The sequence below is a fragment of the Parasaccharibacter sp. TMW2.1890 genome (assembly GCF_023337645.1).
Taxonomy (GTDB): Bacteria; Pseudomonadota; Alphaproteobacteria; order Acetobacterales; family Acetobacteraceae; genus Bombella; species Bombella apis.
Window position 1 is genome coordinate 1 of the sequence record NZ_NWUV01000004.1, and the last position, 15,771, is coordinate 15,771.

Genomic DNA, 15,771 nt, shown 5'->3' on the forward strand with positions numbered 1-15,771 from the left:
CTCGACAACAGCACCATCGGCGGTACCCTCACCCATGATGGCCAGAACCTGACCGTCACCAGCAACAATGCCTCCGCCGGGTCCCTCGCAGGAAACAGCAACGGCACGCTGGATGGCACGCTCACCCTGACAAAGGCCAATGACACCTATAACGGTATCCTCTCCGGCAAGGGCGGGCTGGCCCTTGACGGGGGGAAAGAAACCCTCACGAACCATCAGGCCTATACCGGTGACACAACCGTCGGGCAGAGTGGTGACCTGACCCTGACAGGCTCCCTTTCCGGGGCACTTGTCAACAACGGCCACTCCGCCCTCCAGGATGGTTCAGCCGTCACCGGAACGGTCACGAACAATGATGGATCACTGGTGGCGAACGGAGCCAGACTGGCCAATCTCGTTACCAATGCGGGGACCGTCACCCTGAATGACAGCATCGTCAGGGACGTCAGCAGCAATGGTGGACAGACAGCCCTTGCCGGAACATCCGCAGGGACCGTAACAAACGCTGCCAATGCCACCTTCAGCGCCACGGGCGGGTCCCAGGCCTCCGCAACAAACAGCGGCGTCATGACCCTCGCCGGGGGCAACAAAACGGATGGTGCTGTCACCAATACGGGCAACGGGTCCCTGACACTCGATGGAAGCACCATCGGCGGTACCCTCACCCATGATGGCCAGAACCTGACCGTCACCAGCAACAATGCCTCCGCCGGGTCCCTCGCAGGAAACAGCAACGGCACGCTGGATGGCACGCTCACCCTGACAAAGGCCAGTGACACCTACGCCGGGTCTCTTTCCGGCAATGGTGGCCTGACCATCGATGGCGGGACGGAAATCCTGACAGGTGACAGCACCTATTCAGGCCCGACGATGATCCAGAACCAGGCAACTCTGGAAGTGGATGGTCGTAATGGTTCCAGCCCGGTTTCCGTCGGCAATGGCGCAACCCTGCGTGGTACCGGCACCGTCGGCTCAACCCAGGCTGTCTCCGGTGCTACAGTCGCCCCCGGTGCGATCGGCTCTGATGCGCTCTCCACCCTGCATGTCAGTGGTAACCTGACCATGGCCAAGGGCTCTGTCCTGCGGATCCGCGGGACGAGCGATACGACGGGCCAGACCATTGACACGGCAAAAGGCAACGGGTTCCATGAACTCACCTCCGACCGTCTGGCTGTCACGGGCACGGCTTATCTGCAGGGCGGGACTCTGGACCTCCAGCTGAAGAATGCAGGCGCGGGCCTGACATATGGGCAGGCTTACCGTGTCCTGACGGCATCTGGCGGTGTCAACGGCCAGTTTGACGAAAAACTGTCGAGCAATCTGGCACCCCAGTATGCCTATCTGGACCCAGCCTTTGCCTACAGTGCCGATGCTGTTGACATCGTCCTGCGCCGCAATGCCAGCTCGTTCAGCACGGTAGGTGAAACCCGCAACCAGATTACCACCGGCCAGGGGCTGGACCATCTCGCTCCCAGCTCGGCGCTCAGCCAGGCCATGACAGGCCTGACACGGGACCAGGCACGGCGGGCGCTGGACAATCTCTCCGGTGAGCTGCACGCCTCCATCCGTACGGCGCTGATTCAGGACAGCTTCTACATCCGCAATGCGGTGATGGACCGTCTGGCAAACAGCGACTGCGATTATGGCCATAATGGCCAGAGCCTCTATGACCTGAAGACGCATAAAAAGAATGGCGCCTGCTATTCCGACCATGCTGTCCTGTGGGGGCAGGCTTACGGAGCCCTCGGCCATAACAGCGGAGATGGCAATGCTGCCCTCATGCACCACAACACGGCCGGGTTCATCATGGGGGCGGATGCGCCGATCAACCGCAGCAACTGGCGTGTCGGCGGGCTGCTGTCCTATGGTCACTCCCAGTTCAACATCCAGCGGGGGCGCTCCTCCTCCGGCAACAGCAACAACATCACTGTTGGGGCCTATGCCGGGACACACTGGGGCCGCCTGAACCTACGGCTGGGCGCTGCCTATAGCTGGAATGTCATCAACACCCGTCGGCATGTCGCCGTTGGTGATTATGGCGGGCGCCTCAGCAGTGGCTATCTGGGTGGAACTGCACAGACATTCGCTGAACTGGGCTACAAGATGCGCACCGGGCGCGGCGTCTTCGAGCCGTTCATGAACGTGGCGTATGTGAACATGCAGACCAACAGCTATCATGAGCATGGCAACGAGGCCGCCCTGCGCAGCCGTGGGACGGATACGGGGGTCACCTTCTCAACCTTCGGTTTCCGTGCCGCCACGACGCTGAATATCGGCCGGACGATCTTCATGCCGCACCTCACGGCAGCCTACCGCCATGGCTTCGGTCGCCTGGGGTCCCGCCAGCATGCGGCCTTTGCCACGACAGGCGGGACCAGCGACATGGACGTCGCCGGTGTTCTGCTCTCCAGCAATGCGGCTGTCGTGAATGCTGGCATGACGGCCCGCCTGACTGATCGTATTGATCTGGATCTGTCCTACATTGGCCAGTACGGCAACCAGTCGACCGAAAGCGGTGCAACGGGAACCTTCAAGATGAAGTTCTGATCCCGTATCTCCGGTATCGCAGACAGAAAAGGGCGGACCACCATGGTCCGCCCTTTTTGTTGGGTGTGGCTCCTACCAGCTGCCCCCTGGGGATACGCCTGCCCACAGTACAGAACAGACCGCAACAGACTGGACCTGTGCAGGTAATTATGAAGGACTGGCTTAATCTCTGATAAGGGAACAGCCCCTATCTTCAGACGGTTTCCACGAAAAAACCGGATACCGCCCAAGATAGCTGCTCATGATTGTCGCACAGAACCAGACCATCACGTACACTCCCCAATCCCGTAAAGCTGTCATCAACACCACGCTTTTCATGCCTGACAACCTGTCGTTGCCACAGGAGGATACGTTTTTCGCCTTTCAGGGAGGGTCACTGGTCATCTCACCGGCATCATGGAATGGCACCGTCAGCTCTTCTCTCATGGCTGCCCCCCATTCCCTGACCATAGACCCCGGAACAGGTGGACAGCTTGCTCTTGATTACGGAGGGCTGAGCGGCGCCTCCCTCCAGACCAATCTTTCCCTGGACCTCCATCTGGTCAGCCCACCACCATCCGGCTTCACATTCCAGTTCACATTTTCCGGCCAGACGACATCCAGAACGACAACACGGCAGCGCTACGATGCCTCGGCCAACCAGACCATCATCCAGATGAACGAGGATTACAGCTTCTACAGCACGGTCCATGCAAACATCTTCATTCCCGGCAATCCATATGGTCTCCCGCAGGATGGACGCTGGTCCCCGTTCACACCTCCGGCACCACCACAAACCAGTGCGGATGTTGTCTGCTACCTCGCAGGCACATTGATAGACACCCCCCAGGGCCCCAGACCCATTGAGGAGCTGAGGGCCGGTGATGCCATCCATGTCTTCCGGAATGGTCACAAACACATCGAACATCTCCGCTGGAGTGGCTGGAAATCCGTCACACCCACCTCGTCTGACGACTGGCCAATACGCATCAGACGCCACACATTCGGGGAGAACTGCCCCTTCCGTGACCTCTACATTACCGAAGAGCACTGCCTGCTGCTGAAAGGCAGCTTCATTCCCGCCCGTATGCTCGTCAATGGCAGGACGATCCTGCGGGAAGAACGGGACAGCTACGACATTTACCACATCGAGACCTATGAGCATCGCATCATCAGTGCCAATGGTGTCCTGTCCGAAACATATCTGGACACGGGCAACCGCCACAGTTTCACGACGCCTGAAGCAGCCCTGTCCATTTCCTCCCCAGCGTCCTTCCACTCCCGCCCCAAAGACTGGCAACAGGACGCCGCCGCCCCGCTGAACGTGGATCGGGCCTTTGTCGAGCCCCTGCATGCTGCACTGGCAGAACGGGCAACCCGGCTGGGATTCCCACCGGAAACCGCCAGACCAGCCACCACGGACGACCCGGCCCTGACCCTGCTGGACCCACAGGGGACCGAACTCGCCCTGTATCAGCGCAATGGCGGACACTACCTGTTCTGGCTGAAAAACAGTCCATCCTTTCTCACCATCAGGTCCCGGACAAGCCGGCCGGACAGACAGATTGGCCCTTTCGTGGATGACAGACGAACCCTGGGCGTTCTTGTCGGCGAGATAACGCTCGTTCAGCCTGATGGAACCGACATCCCCCTGACATCACACCTGACAGCCGCCCCGAACACAGGATGGGATGTTACAGAGCCTGTTCCATGCCGCTGGACCACCGGGGCAGCCCATCTGCCACTGCCTGACATGAAACAGCAGAATGGCTGCCTGCTGAAGCTCGAGATACTCAGTGCAGGCCCCTATGCTCTTGCCTGAAAACACATAAGGGGATGGCCCATACGGACCATCCCCTCACAGAGAGCCTGCCCTGACTGGACAGAGACCCTACCCACGGCCATCCCTTGCGGGATGACAGGGATCAGATCAGACGTGTGACGAAGTTCACAGCCTGCTGAATGCCCGTCCCTACGAGAGACAGGATCGTACGCAGAGGATGCTGCAGGAAATTGCTAAAAGCAGAGGTAAAGCCCTGGATAGGAGACAGCAGCTGCCCAAGCCCACCAAGGCCACCAAGATTGAAACCGGCAGCAGGAGCAGCAGCCCCCTGCGGGTAGCTAACGGCCGGGATCGTATTGGTATTGGCAGCCGGGGCCAGAGCGGCCAGCGGGTTCTGTGCGCCGCCACCAAGACCACCAAGACCACCAACCAGACCACCAATCAGGTTGCCCAGACCAAAACCACCAGAAACGCTGTCCAGCTCGCGGTTGCTGAGAGCTCTCATGTCAAGTCTCCACACACTTTCTATTAAGGAGTTGGAAGCCCCATATGCGTCTTCCAAGGTTATAAATCCATATTCACGAAATACAGTCAACAGGAAAATGATGAATTCTTCCAGTTTAACTTTGTAATAACTTTAAATGCACAATTTATTTTATAATTTTACTTTGTATTTTTTTTAACATTTTGATCATATATTCGTATTTATATACATTTTATTTTAATAATTAAAATTAAAATACAAAAAATTAAAGTTAAATTATGAAAAATTTTGCTAAAATTCCTTGGAACATCCAATAAACAGACCCGCATCACACCCTACAATTAATGAATTTTAATCTATATGACTGTTCATACACGCTCATGAAAAAGATGAAGAAACAGCAGACCATTGTCATGCTCTCCTCTTCAACACCCAAAAAGTCTCCACATACAGTCTTCTGAACCATCGGCCCGAAGCGATTCAGTCTCTCCTGACGCCAGCTGGTCAATGTTGCCAACAGCCACCCGAATCCTGCACGGGGGCCACTCCGGACAAAAATCATACGATTCCCGATGAGGTTGCCGGCCCCATGAAGAAAGCAACACCATTCCCTCCTCACAGATAACGGCAGCACAAATTCGAAACCCTGCGCAGGAATGTCACCAGCCCCAACGGGACGGTATGGCTGTTCACAGGAACCCCTGCCGTCTCATCCAGAATGCGGCCAGAATGGGCCACTGCCCTGTTGATCCATTCCTGCGCCCCAGACCAAAGCCATGACCCCCAGTTGCAAAACAGTGGTCTTCACAAGGTCGCCCATGCCGCTGATAGGCCTGCAACAGCAACGTCTCCTGCTCAGGTGACACGATCGGGTCATCCAGCGCATGAGCCATGAACAAAGGCGGCGCATCATCCCGGACATGCGATGGCAGAGACCAGCGGACAGCCCGTTCCACTGTCGGATTATCCCCCAGACACACCCGACTGGTACGACTCCCGGTAAAAGGGGGCGCAACACTGACAACCGGATAAAGCAGCATCAGCAGGACCGGTGGCGCATCATGGTCCTGCAAAGCTGTCAGACCCAGCAGGTGCCCCCCGGCAGAAAAACCCATGAAACCCACACGCCGCACATTACCACTTCCACCAACCTGCCCGGACCGTAACAGATGCAGGGCCTGTCTGGCATCCGCCAGTGGGGCCCCCATGCCTTCAGCCCATCCCTCACCTGGCAGACGATACAGAAGAATGGCAACAGTCACACCCAACGAGACCAGCCACCGGGCCGCAGGCAAGGCTTCATGCCCTACGGCAATATGCCCATAACCACCACCTGCTGCGATGATGACAGCCGATCCATTCGGATGGACGGGCCGCATGACATGCAGACCCGGCACATGAATACCGTAAACACGCCCTCCCCGCGCAACACGGGGCTGCTCCATGGTACCAACCTCCGGCCAGAGAGGATAAAAGCCAGACTCATCATGCAGCATGGCCTTCACAGGGCATGTCCCTCGGGCCAGACCACGCCTGCCCCCTCCCGCAGAGACCGCCAGGGAAAGAGCGGAACAGCCTTGCAGAAACTGGCGGCGGGTGCTCATCTATCGGCCTCTTTTCCTTCTGACGACGACACGGAAACCCTACCTGCACCCCCACCGTGCGGAAACATGAAATATTCATGACATCTCCGTAAAAGAGAGCTGAAACCTCTCCTGAACCCGGCAAAAACCCTACTCTTCCGCCGCTTGTGACCCGATTGGCGGTGCTGTTTCCGCTCCCCGTGAATTACGGTAGGTTAGCCCGCCTGAAAGGGGACAGACACATGATGCGCCAGAAGCAGCATATCGTGCAGCGTTATGAAGATGAGCTGCTCCATTTACGGTCCCTGATGGAGCAGATGGGGGGACTGGTAGAGCATCAGCTCTCCCTCATCCTTGCAGGCATTGCCGAGAATGATGGCCGGACAGCCCTTCAGGCAGCACGGCAGGATGATGAAGTGGATGCACTGGAACAAAAGGTGGAAACACTCGCCATCCGTCTGCTGGCCCTGCGCAGCCCCATGGCGGCAGATCTGCGGGAGATCGTCGCCTGCATCCCCATGGCTGGCGCCCTGGAACGCATGGGCGATTATGCCAGCTCCATCGCCCGGCGCCTCAGCCAGATGGAACAGCCCCTTCCCCGCCCCGCCCGCCTCGCCCTGAGCGAAATGGGACGGCTGGTGCTGGAGCATCTCCGCCGCATCATGGATGCCCTGGCCCACAAGGATGACAGTGCCGCCCATGCCATCTGGGCCGCCGACCAGCTCGTGGACAAATACTGTGAAGCCATGACGGCAGATTCCCTGGAACAGATGACCCGTCATCCCCATACCATCCGCCTCCATATCTCCCTGCTTTTCATCATCAGGAATCTGGAACGGATCGGCGACCACACCACCAACATGGCCGAACGTGTGGTCTTCATGGTCACGGGGGCTACGCTGCCCCCGACCCGCCCGCATGGCCATGACAGCCAGCCACTCCCACCCGGACAGGAGTCCCCCAGCCCATGAAACCCCCTGCCAGCCCCCAGAAAGGCTCTGTTCTTGTCGTGGAGGATGAACCCACCCTGCGGGTCCTTCTGGAACACAGCCTGAGGCAGCGGGGCTATCAGGTCAGCACCGTCATGGATGGCGAACAGGCACTGGCCTTCCTCGAAACAGAACGACCGGACGTCGCCCTGCTGGACTGGATGATGCCCGGTCTCTCCGGGCTGGAACTCTGCCGCATCATCCGGCAGAAACCGGGGCTGAAGGACCTGCCCGTCCTCTTCCTCACGGCCCGGACGGACGAGCAGGACGTCATCGCCGGGCTGGACAACGGCGCTGATGACTATCTGACCAAACCATGCAGTACCGACAGGCTGGATGCCCGCCTGCGGGCCCTGCTTCGCCGCACACGCCCCGTACAGGACATCGTGACATTCGGCCCCCTTACGCTGGAACCGGAGAATCATCAGGTCACACGGGCCGGGCGTCCCATCGCCCTGGGGCCAACCGAATACCGCCTGCTGGAACTCTTCATCCACCATCCCCGCAAGGTCTTCTCCCGGGAAACCCTGCTGGAACGTCTGTGGGGCCCCAACGTCCATGTGGAGATACGCACGGTGGACGTTCATATCCGCCGCCTCCGCAAGGCGCTGAATGAAACGGGGGAAACCGACCTCATCAGGACCGTACGGGCCGCCGGTTATGCGCTGGATGATGGCACCATCAGCCAGCACGGCCCATCCTCCGGCTGATCCGCCTCATGGCCTCTCCGCTCCTGCCAGAGATCATCACGGCAATCTGTGCCTGCCTTGCCCTGACGGGCTGGGCCATGATCTGGCACCTGTCCCGGCGCCCCCACGGCACCACCCGCCCCGACAGCCCCAGACCATCTGCCCCACCCCCGGGCAGCGTTCTGCCCTTCCATGAGGCCACCCTGCTGGTAGATACCATCCCGGGCATGGCCCTCATTCTCGGCTCCGTCGGACAGATCATGGCCTGCAACGAGGCGGCACGGACCCATTATGGCAACAGCCTCGGGGCGCTCCTTCGCCACCCCACGGCACACAGCACCCTGCATAGCGCCCTTCATGCTCCCCCAATGGATGATGGCCTTCCTGCACCCTGTTCAACCACCATCAGGCTGGATGTTCCCGTAAAATGCTCCGTCCATCTCGCCATGCGCAGACTGCCCGGTGCAGCAGGACGGAACAGCCTTGTCCTCGTCCTGCTGCATGACCGCAGTCTCATTCAGGCTGTAGACCGCATGAGAGCCGACTTCGTGGCCCACGCCAGCCACGAGCTCCGCACACCTCTGGCCTCCCTCACTGGCTTCATCGACCTGATGAAAGAGGGAGGCGACCAGACCGATCAGACATCCCGCACCCTGTATCTGGAGATCATGAGCCAGCAGGCAACACGGATGCAGCGGCTGATCGACCGGCTGCTCTATCTGTCCCAGCTTGAGATGAAAGGCCACCACCACCCCCGGGAAGAGCTGGAAGCAGAAGAACTGTTCGCCCTTGTGCTGGGCGAAGTCACCCCACGTTTCCAGCACGACAGCCGCAGGCTGACCGTAACGCAGGAAGACAGCCTGACCCTGCTGGCCAACCGGGATGAAATGGTGCAGGTTCTCCTCAACCTCATCGAAAATGCCATCCGGTACGGCACAATGCCGGAACGGACCCTGCACGTCCGCCTTCACGCCAGACGGGCCACCCCAGCCGAAGGACCGACCTCCTCCCTGCCGGGACTCCTGATCACGGTGGAAGATAACGGCCCTGGCATTGCCGCCCACCATCTCCCCCGCCTTACAGAACGCTTCTACCGCATCACGCCGCCATCCGACTCCAGCCATGCGGAGGCCGGACAGGGTACGGGGCTGGGGCTGGCCATCGTCCGACAGATTCTGGAGAGACATGGTGGGCAACTGCACTTCACCAGCACGGTTGGGCAGGGAACAACCTGCCACGTCTGGCTCCCGGCCGCCCCACTCCCACAGGACCAGGCAGCAGGAAAATGACAGCCCCCCTTGCAGACAGACGCTGGCCAGCCCCAAGTTGGAAGACAAGGCAGCAACCGCCTGCACAGGCCAATGAAACAGGGAGACCCTGCGTGCCCTACATCACTACCAGCGACCGTGTGAAACTGCATTACGAGGATCACGGCCAGGGACGCCCCCTGGTCATGATCCATGGCTGGACCTTTTCCAGCCGCTTCTTCCACCGCAATGTCGGGTCATTCGCAAAACAGTATCGTGTCATCACGCTGGACCTGCGAGGGCATGGAGAATCCGGGAAACCGGACCACGGCTACCGTATCGCCCGTCTGGCAGCAGACCTCCGGGACCTGCTGGAAGCACTGGAGATTGAAGACGCCACCGTGCTGGGCTGGTCCATCGGCTCCCCCATCATATGGTCCTATCTGGAGCTGTTCGGCCGACACCGGCTCCGCAGCGCCATCTTCGTGCAGCAAACACCAAAGCAGTTCTTCGCCCCGGACTGGAAGCTGGGCCACGCCACCTGCTACGACGGGGCCGGGCTGACCTTCCTCCAGCAGCAGCTGGTTTTCAACCGGTCCGCTTTCGACAGGCAGAACCTCTCGGACTGCCTCAGCACCAGTCTGCCCGAAGACGAAAAGGCCATGCTTCTGGAAGAAATGGCCAAATGTCCCAGCCAGGCAGCCTCTCTCATGATGGCCGACCACACGACCCAGGACTGGCGAGACGTCCTGCCCCATCTTGACCTGCCCTGCCTGATGATGATTGCCGGCAAAGACAAGGTTCTTCCGGCTGCGGGGCCCCGCTGGGTCGCCGAGCACATGCCGCACTGTCAGGCCGTGGAGTTTGAAAACAGCTCCCACATGGTCTTTCTCGATGAGACGGAAAAATTCAATCAGACGGTTCTCACCTTCATGAAAGAAGGAGCAGCAGCATGAGTGGTTTCCCCTTCGCCTTCGGAATGAACGAATTCACAACCCAGCCATGGCCCTTTGAGGAAGACATCCAGCGCTATGCCGCCTTGGGCGTGGAGACGCTTGAGCTGTGTGAAAGCAAGCTGGATCCGCAGCGGGTGGACGAACAGATGGCGCTGCTGAAAACAAGCGGCCTGAAGGTCAGCTCCTTCCAGCCTGCCGTCCGTACCTTTGGGGCCAGCAAAATGATGCCCTACCCCCAGGAGCCTGGGCGCCGCCTTGCCCGGCTGGAAGAAAGCATGCGCCGTTACGCTCCCTACACCCAGGGGGTGCCGTTTGTCGTCAATACCGGGGCCCCTGAGAATGGCGATGTTCTAGGGTGCATCACCCGCACGATCGATGCCCTGCGCCGCCTCTGCCCTCTGGCAGCGGAACTGGGCATCACCCTCTCACTGGAGCCACTGAACCCGACCTCCATCAATTACGAGACGGCCATCTGGACCATCGATCAGGCTCTGGACATCATCAAGACCGTGGACCATCCCGCTCTGGGGCTGTGTCTGGATTACTGGAACATCTGGCAGCAGCCAGAGGCCTGTGCCGCCATCCGCCGTGCAGGAGCACTCATCAATGTCGTACAGATAAGCGACTGGCGCACGCCACGTTCTGCCGCAGACAGGCGCATACCCGGCAAAGGATGCATCCCCCTCCATGAGCTTCTCCACGCCACATGGGATGCCGGATTCCGGGGCGCCTGTGCCGTGGAGATTTTCTCTTCCGACGTGCCGGACAGCCTCTATGAAGGCGACCTCTCTGCCCTGATCACCCAGTGCCGGGCCGCACTGGAGCATATCTGGACCCATCCTGGCGCCGGATGAGCCTGCCATAAAGGCCATGGGAAGACCCTCCTGCCGTGACCCTGTGTGCATGGCAGGCACCCCGGACAGTTTCCTTCATAACAGCGTCTGATATTTGTTTCATAATCAGAATAATTTATTTTTTAAGGCTTATCTCCGGCACAATTCTATCCCATAAAGATGGAGTGTCTTACGCAATGAGGGTCCGTTTCCATGCTCAGCCTGTTTGACCTGTTCAAGATCGGGATCGGTCCCTCGTCGTCCCATACGGTCGGCCCCATGCGGGCGGCACAACGCTTTGCCGATGTCCTGGCGGACCTGCCTGACGGCCCGCTGGAAAAAAGTCCGGCCCGCATTGTCGTCACCCTTTATGGCTCCCTGGCCCTGACAGCCGAAGGACACGGCACCATAAAGGCCGTCCTGCTTGGCCTTGCTGGCGAAACACCGGAACATGTCGACCCTGACGCAGCAAAAAAGCTGGTCCAGCACATTGAAAGCACGCATCTGCTGAACCTCAATGGCACGAGCTTTTCCTTTGATTATCAGACCGACATCTGCCTGGACACGGCCACCATCCCGCCCATCCATCCCAACACCATGCAGTTTGAAGCCTTCGGGCGGGATGGCACGCTGATAACCCGCCAGCGTTTCTGCTCCGTTGGCGGGGGATTCATTACACCAGAGGAACAGGCACGGACGATGTCCTACTCCCTGCCGGATGTCCCCTTCCCTTTCCGCAGTGGTGCAGACCTCCTCGCCCACACAAAACGACAGAACACCGATATTGCCAGCATCATGATGGCCAACGAGACCGCCACCCGCCCTCTCTGGGACGTGGAACGCGGCATGGACAGGATTGCCGACACGATGCTGGCCTGTATTGAAGCCGGGCTGCACAATACAGACACCCTGCCCGGTCCCCTGAAAGTCCAGCGACGGGCGGCCAAACTGTATGCACGCCTCCAGGCCAAGACCAATGCTGCCCCGTCCCCCCATGGCGTGATGAACTGGATCAGCCTCTTCGCCATTGCCGTCAACGAGGAAAATGCTGCTGGTGGACGGGTCGTGACCGCCCCCACGAATGGCGCTGCGGGCGTCATCCCGGCTGTCATGCGCTATTATCGGGACTTCTGCCCCGAATATACGACCAACGGGCTGCGGACCTTCCTCCTGACAGCAGCAGCCATTGGCGGGCTGTTCAAGCTCAATGCCTCCATTTCCGGGGCGGAAGTAGGCTGCCAGGGCGAGGTCGGCGTGGCGTCATCCATGGCAGCAGCAGGGCTGACGGCCGCCCTGGGTGGTACGCCGGAACAGTGCGAACATGCTGCGGAAATCGCCATGGAACACCATCTGGGCATGACATGCGACCCGGTGGCCGGGCTTGTGCAGATCCCCTGCATCGAGAGAAACGCCTTTGGAGCCGTCAAGGCCATCAATGCTTCATCTCTGGCCATGAGTGATGACAGCGGGGCGCATTATGTCTCGCTGGACCACGTCATCAAGACCATGGCCGAAACCGGACGTGACATGAACCACCGTTACAAGGAAACCGCCCTGGGCGGTCTGGCTGTCAACGTCCCGGCCTGCTGATGGTTGCTGGAACCGCTTGCCTGAACACACCACAGCTCATACGATATCGTGAGTCCTTTTTCTCCCCGTGCTGCGGTATCCTTGCCTCATGACACTCCATCACATGCCCGCTCTTCTGCTTGCCGCCTCCATGATGGCGGTCGTGTCCACCGCCCGGGCAGAGCCGGGTGATCCTCTCCCTGTGGACAAGCGCCCTGCAGCACCGGCTCTTCTCATTCCCACCCTTCCCTGCCAGACGCTGGCCAGTACACCTCTCACCTATGCCTCCACAGGCAGTGACGACTCGCTGCATGTCCGTGTGCAGTGCAGCATGGAAAAAGGGCAGGACGATCTCTGGCGGGCCAAGGCGTGCCGATACGACTCCAGATGGAACGGATTTTACATGCCCCGCCATCATGGCACCCGCCCCTACCGGGAGGCCGTAGCTGCCTACATGGGCCATGCCTGTTTCTCCGACAGCCAGCTAACGCCCTATTTCTCGGATGAGCAGACCGACCAGCCTGATGCCGTGTCCAGTGAAGACGCTTGGTCATCCCGTCTCATCGTTCCATGGCGGGGGACCCAGCCTGCCCATGGCATCAGCCGGGCACAGGATGAAACAGTCGGGAATGTCTTCCTGCACAACCGGGCCGTCACGGTAAAGCTGAGCTTTACACACGTGCCCCCCGTAACGGCAGAAGAAAACAACATGGACAAGGCCGCCCATTCTCCCCGGCGGTTCCAGCCTGCAACAAGCCTCATCAATCTGGATGATGTAGCCCCGTCCCGCTGAAGGGGCGGTCCACCACCCGGAAGGTAAGGTTGTACCGACAGTCCAGCCCGGCGACGGCTGGTGCGGCCCGTATCGGTGCCACACCGTGAAAATGACATCGGCTTGGGCCACCCCAGACCACCACATCCCCATGATGCAGCGGCACCTTGCGGCAGGGGGAACCCCGCAGGGCACCACCCCACAGGAACAGGGCTGAAAGCCCCAGCGAGACCGAAACGACGGGGGCCTGCATGGTGCGTTCGTCACGATCCTGATGCAGCCCCATTCCCGCTCCGACGGCATACCGATTGACAAGCCCGCATTGTGGGACAAACCCCTCGTAACCTGCCGCCCGTGCAGCACGCCCTGCCATATCTGCAAAAAGGGCAGGCATGGCCGGCCAGGGCTGGCCCGTCAGCGGGTCGGTCTGCATGTAACGGTAGCCCTGCCCGTCACTCACCCAACCATATGGACCACAGGCCGTCATGCCCGCTGCCATCACCCCTCCACCAGCCGTCCTGTAATGACGGAAAGGAGCCTTCTGGCTGATGGATTCCACAGCCTGAAGCAGCACCTGCGCCTCCGCACGGGCAAAGCCACCCAGCAGAACCGCCCCGGGCGACAGGACAAGCTGCTCCCGGGTCTCCGGGAAAAGATCATCCATCAAGGGCCAGTCACTCCCCTCTCATTGCCGATGAAAGAACCGTATCTGCCTCGTGACAATCTTCAGATCCTGCAACGCTCTGGAAAAAACGGCAAAATGCGGAGCAGCCTCATGCGCCCGGAAGGCAGCCCGGCTCTCATACACCTCGTGCAGCACAACAAGCATGGGATCATCCTCACTGCACTGAATGGTAAATTCCAGACAGCCTGGCTCATCAGCCCTGGAACGGGCCGCATCATGACGGCAGACCTCAAGGAATGCCTCCAGAGTATCTTCTCTGGCCTCGAATTCTGCCAGAACGACAAGTGGTCCGCACATGGAACGTCTCCTGCATGACGGATGGATGAAGACCGACCCACCCTTCTGGCAGAATGGCCCGCAACCGAACCAGACGCAACCATCCCGGCCGTGAGGCCAAAGCAGGGCAGGGCTGTATCATGACGGCTTGCCAGACGGAGAGTCGCAAGGTTTCCTGACTGGAGCATCATCCACCCCTGCATATCCAACAGGAGACACCCCATGACAGACAGGCAGGATACCGCCGCCACCCGGTTTCTCGACAGTGCCGCCATTTCATACAGAACATGCCGCTACGACTATGCCCCACAGAAAGGCCATATCGGCGAGCAGGCCGCCAGCGCCATTGGGGCAGAGCCTTCCGCCGTCTTCAAAACCCTTGCCGTCAAGATCGACAGGAAGCAGCCCGCTTTTGCAGTCATCCCGGTGGACAGACGGGTCAACTTCAAGGCACTGGCAGCGGCTCTGGGTGGCCGGAATGCCAAGATGATGCAGCCCGATGAGGCCCATGACCGCACGGGATTCGTCTCGGGTGGAACAACGCCTTTCGGCTCCCGTGAAACCCTGCCCACCGTCATCGACCGCAGCGCACAGAAACACAGGACAATCTGGATCAATGCCGGGGACCGGGGATTTCTGGCCTGCCTGACACCCCAGGATGTGCAGATGGTGACGCAGGGGATTTTTGCCAGCATTGCCGAATGACCGGTCTTCACCCCCCCACAGACATGACCATTTCATGACAGTGATTTCACTAACATTTTATCACCCTGCTCCTGTATCTTCCCATGCGGACAGCCCCACATGAGAGAGGCTGGACAGGCAGGCAGCCTGACAGAACTGGTACAAGGAAACGCAAGATGATCCATGTCTCCGGACTACTGATGAAGCGGGCAGCCACAGGCCTTGCTCTGGCAGCTCTGGCCTGCGGTCTGGCCATCACGCCAGCCGAGGCACACCATCACCACAGTTTCGGCCACAGCTTCGCCCGGGGGCTTGGCTTCGGCGTAGGGTCCGGTGTGGGGTACAACGTGGTTGACCGTGTCTTCAACGGCTATGGCGGAGGCGGCTATTACGATGGTGGCTACGCCATGCCCTACATGGCCCCGAGCTATGCCCCGCCGCCACCGCCACCACAGAGCACGAATGTCATCGTCATCCAGCAGCCTGCAGCTCCTCCGCCTGTACCCGGCTACCCCTACCCCGTGCCCGGCTACACCCATTTTCAGCCCGGTCAGGGATATGTCGCCCAGACGACCACATACGTACAGGGCTATGGCTATGTTCCGGCGCAGCCCCAGCCCGTGACGCCCTGAGCAGGCCAGACGAAAAGGGAGGATTTTAACCTTTTCTTCCCAAACTGGTATTACTTGAATAAC

General features: G+C 59.7%; 15 protein-coding genes. 11 read left to right on the forward strand and 4 right to left on the reverse strand.

Features of this window, described 5'->3' with window-relative positions; all coding sequences use genetic code 11:
• The coding region (locus CPA54_RS07925; protein ID WP_249086047.1) for an autotransporter domain-containing protein at nucleotides 1–2,547 on the forward strand (2,547 nt) is incomplete at its 5' end.
• 241 nt (nucleotides 2,548–2,788) lie between these two features.
• Nucleotides 2,789–4,348 carry a Hint domain-containing protein gene (locus CPA54_RS07930; RefSeq protein WP_249086048.1) on the forward strand — a complete coding sequence of 520 codons (1,560 nt, stop codon included), beginning with the start codon at nucleotides 2,789–2,791 and terminating at the stop codon, nucleotides 4,346–4,348.
• Nucleotides 4,349–4,451: 103 nt separating this feature from the next.
• Here CPA54_RS07930 and CPA54_RS07935 read toward each other — a convergent pair whose 3' ends face one another.
• Entirely contained in the window at nucleotides 4,452–4,814 is a 363-nt protein-coding gene (locus CPA54_RS07935) for a hypothetical protein (RefSeq protein ID WP_249086049.1), read from the reverse strand.
• A gap of 668 nt (nucleotides 4,815–5,482) precedes the next feature.
• Entirely contained in the window at nucleotides 5,483–6,397 is a 915-nt protein-coding gene (locus CPA54_RS07940) for an alpha/beta hydrolase (RefSeq protein ID WP_249086052.1), read from the reverse strand.
• 221 nt (nucleotides 6,398–6,618) lie between these two features.
• Here CPA54_RS07940 and phoU point away from each other — a divergent pair, with 221 nt between their 5' ends.
• The 7 genes from phoU to CPA54_RS07975 all read left to right on the forward strand — a co-directional run bounded on the left by phoU (nucleotide 6,619) and on the right by CPA54_RS07975 (nucleotide 13,452).
• The gene (gene phoU / locus CPA54_RS07945; RefSeq protein ID WP_227449759.1) at nucleotides 6,619–7,347 is read left to right on the forward strand and encodes a phosphate signaling complex protein PhoU; all 729 of its coding nucleotides are present in this window, start codon (nucleotides 6,619–6,621) and stop codon (nucleotides 7,345–7,347) included.
• Nucleotides 7,344–8,075, forward strand: a complete 732-nt coding sequence (locus CPA54_RS07950; RefSeq protein ID WP_249086054.1) for a response regulator — start codon at nucleotides 7,344–7,346, stop codon at nucleotides 8,073–8,075. The genes phoU and CPA54_RS07950 overlap by 4 nt, the downstream gene beginning before the upstream one ends.
• Before the next feature lie 8 nt (nucleotides 8,076–8,083).
• On the forward strand, nucleotides 8,084–9,343 hold the full coding sequence (locus CPA54_RS07955; protein ID WP_249086055.1) for an ATP-binding protein: 1,260 nt from the start codon (nucleotides 8,084–8,086) through the stop codon (nucleotides 9,341–9,343).
• Between the two features lie 92 nt (nucleotides 9,344–9,435).
• A complete protein-coding gene (locus tag CPA54_RS07960; protein ID WP_249086057.1) occupies nucleotides 9,436–10,257 on the forward strand; it encodes an alpha/beta fold hydrolase in 822 nt (273 codons plus the stop codon).
• The gene (locus CPA54_RS07965; RefSeq protein WP_081562476.1) at nucleotides 10,254–11,111 is read left to right on the forward strand and encodes a sugar phosphate isomerase/epimerase; all 858 of its coding nucleotides are present in this window, start codon (nucleotides 10,254–10,256) and stop codon (nucleotides 11,109–11,111) included. The genes CPA54_RS07960 and CPA54_RS07965 overlap by 4 nt, the downstream gene beginning before the upstream one ends.
• A gap of 192 nt (nucleotides 11,112–11,303) precedes the next feature.
• On the forward strand, nucleotides 11,304–12,680 hold the full coding sequence (locus CPA54_RS07970) for an L-serine ammonia-lyase (RefSeq protein ID WP_043558632.1): 1,377 nt from the start codon (nucleotides 11,304–11,306) through the stop codon (nucleotides 12,678–12,680).
• An 88-nt stretch (nucleotides 12,681–12,768) separates the two neighbouring features.
• Nucleotides 12,769–13,452, forward strand: coding sequence for a hypothetical protein (locus CPA54_RS07975; RefSeq protein WP_249086059.1), 684 nt, complete (start codon nucleotides 12,769–12,771; stop codon nucleotides 13,450–13,452).
• Here CPA54_RS07975 and alkB read toward each other — a convergent pair.
• Both alkB and CPA54_RS07985 read right to left on the reverse strand, forming a co-directional pair.
• A complete protein-coding gene (alkB, locus tag CPA54_RS07980) occupies nucleotides 13,421–14,095 on the reverse strand; it encodes a DNA oxidative demethylase AlkB (RefSeq protein WP_081562478.1) in 675 nt (224 codons plus the stop codon). The genes CPA54_RS07975 and alkB overlap by 32 nt on opposite strands.
• 21 nt (nucleotides 14,096–14,116) lie before the next feature.
• A complete protein-coding gene (locus CPA54_RS07985; protein WP_043558639.1) occupies nucleotides 14,117–14,413 on the reverse strand; it encodes a putative quinol monooxygenase in 297 nt (98 codons plus the stop codon).
• 201 nt (nucleotides 14,414–14,614) lie between these two features.
• Here CPA54_RS07985 and ybaK point away from each other — a divergent pair, with 201 nt between their 5' ends.
• The gene (gene ybaK, locus CPA54_RS07990; RefSeq protein WP_043558642.1) at nucleotides 14,615–15,097 is read left to right on the forward strand and encodes a Cys-tRNA(Pro) deacylase; all 483 of its coding nucleotides are present in this window, start codon (nucleotides 14,615–14,617) and stop codon (nucleotides 15,095–15,097) included.
• Between the two features lie 155 nt (nucleotides 15,098–15,252).
• Nucleotides 15,253–15,708 carry a hypothetical protein gene (locus CPA54_RS07995; protein WP_249086061.1) on the forward strand — a complete coding sequence of 152 codons (456 nt, stop codon included), beginning with the start codon at nucleotides 15,253–15,255 and terminating at the stop codon, nucleotides 15,706–15,708.
• Nucleotides 15,709–15,771: the final 63 nt, after the last annotated feature.

Coding starts and splice junctions, on each gene's coding strand:
- CPA54_RS07930 (WP_249086048.1), top strand. CDS start 2,789: ATGATTGTCGCACAGAACCAGACCATCACGTACACTCCCCAATCCCGT.
- CPA54_RS07935 (WP_249086049.1), bottom strand. CDS start 4,814: ATGAGAGCTCTCAGCAACCGCGAGCTGGACAGCGTTTCTGGTGGTTTT.
- CPA54_RS07940 (WP_249086052.1), bottom strand. CDS start 6,397: ATGAGCACCCGCCGCCAGTTTCTGCAAGGCTGTTCCGCTCTTTCCCTG.
- phoU (WP_227449759.1), top strand. CDS start 6,619: ATGATGCGCCAGAAGCAGCATATCGTGCAGCGTTATGAAGATGAGCTG.
- CPA54_RS07950 (WP_249086054.1), top strand. CDS start 7,344: ATGAAACCCCCTGCCAGCCCCCAGAAAGGCTCTGTTCTTGTCGTGGAG.
- CPA54_RS07955 (WP_249086055.1), top strand. CDS start 8,084: ATGGCCTCTCCGCTCCTGCCAGAGATCATCACGGCAATCTGTGCCTGC.
- CPA54_RS07965 (WP_081562476.1), top strand. CDS start 10,254: ATGAGTGGTTTCCCCTTCGCCTTCGGAATGAACGAATTCACAACCCAG.
- CPA54_RS07970 (WP_043558632.1), top strand. CDS start 11,304: ATGCTCAGCCTGTTTGACCTGTTCAAGATCGGGATCGGTCCCTCGTCG.
- CPA54_RS07975 (WP_249086059.1), top strand. CDS start 12,769: ATGACACTCCATCACATGCCCGCTCTTCTGCTTGCCGCCTCCATGATG.
- alkB (WP_081562478.1), bottom strand. CDS start 14,095: ATGGATGATCTTTTCCCGGAGACCCGGGAGCAGCTTGTCCTGTCGCCC.
- CPA54_RS07985 (WP_043558639.1), bottom strand. CDS start 14,413: ATGTGCGGACCACTTGTCGTTCTGGCAGAATTCGAGGCCAGAGAAGAT.
- ybaK (WP_043558642.1), top strand. CDS start 14,615: ATGACAGACAGGCAGGATACCGCCGCCACCCGGTTTCTCGACAGTGCC.
- CPA54_RS07995 (WP_249086061.1), top strand. CDS start 15,253: ATGATCCATGTCTCCGGACTACTGATGAAGCGGGCAGCCACAGGCCTT.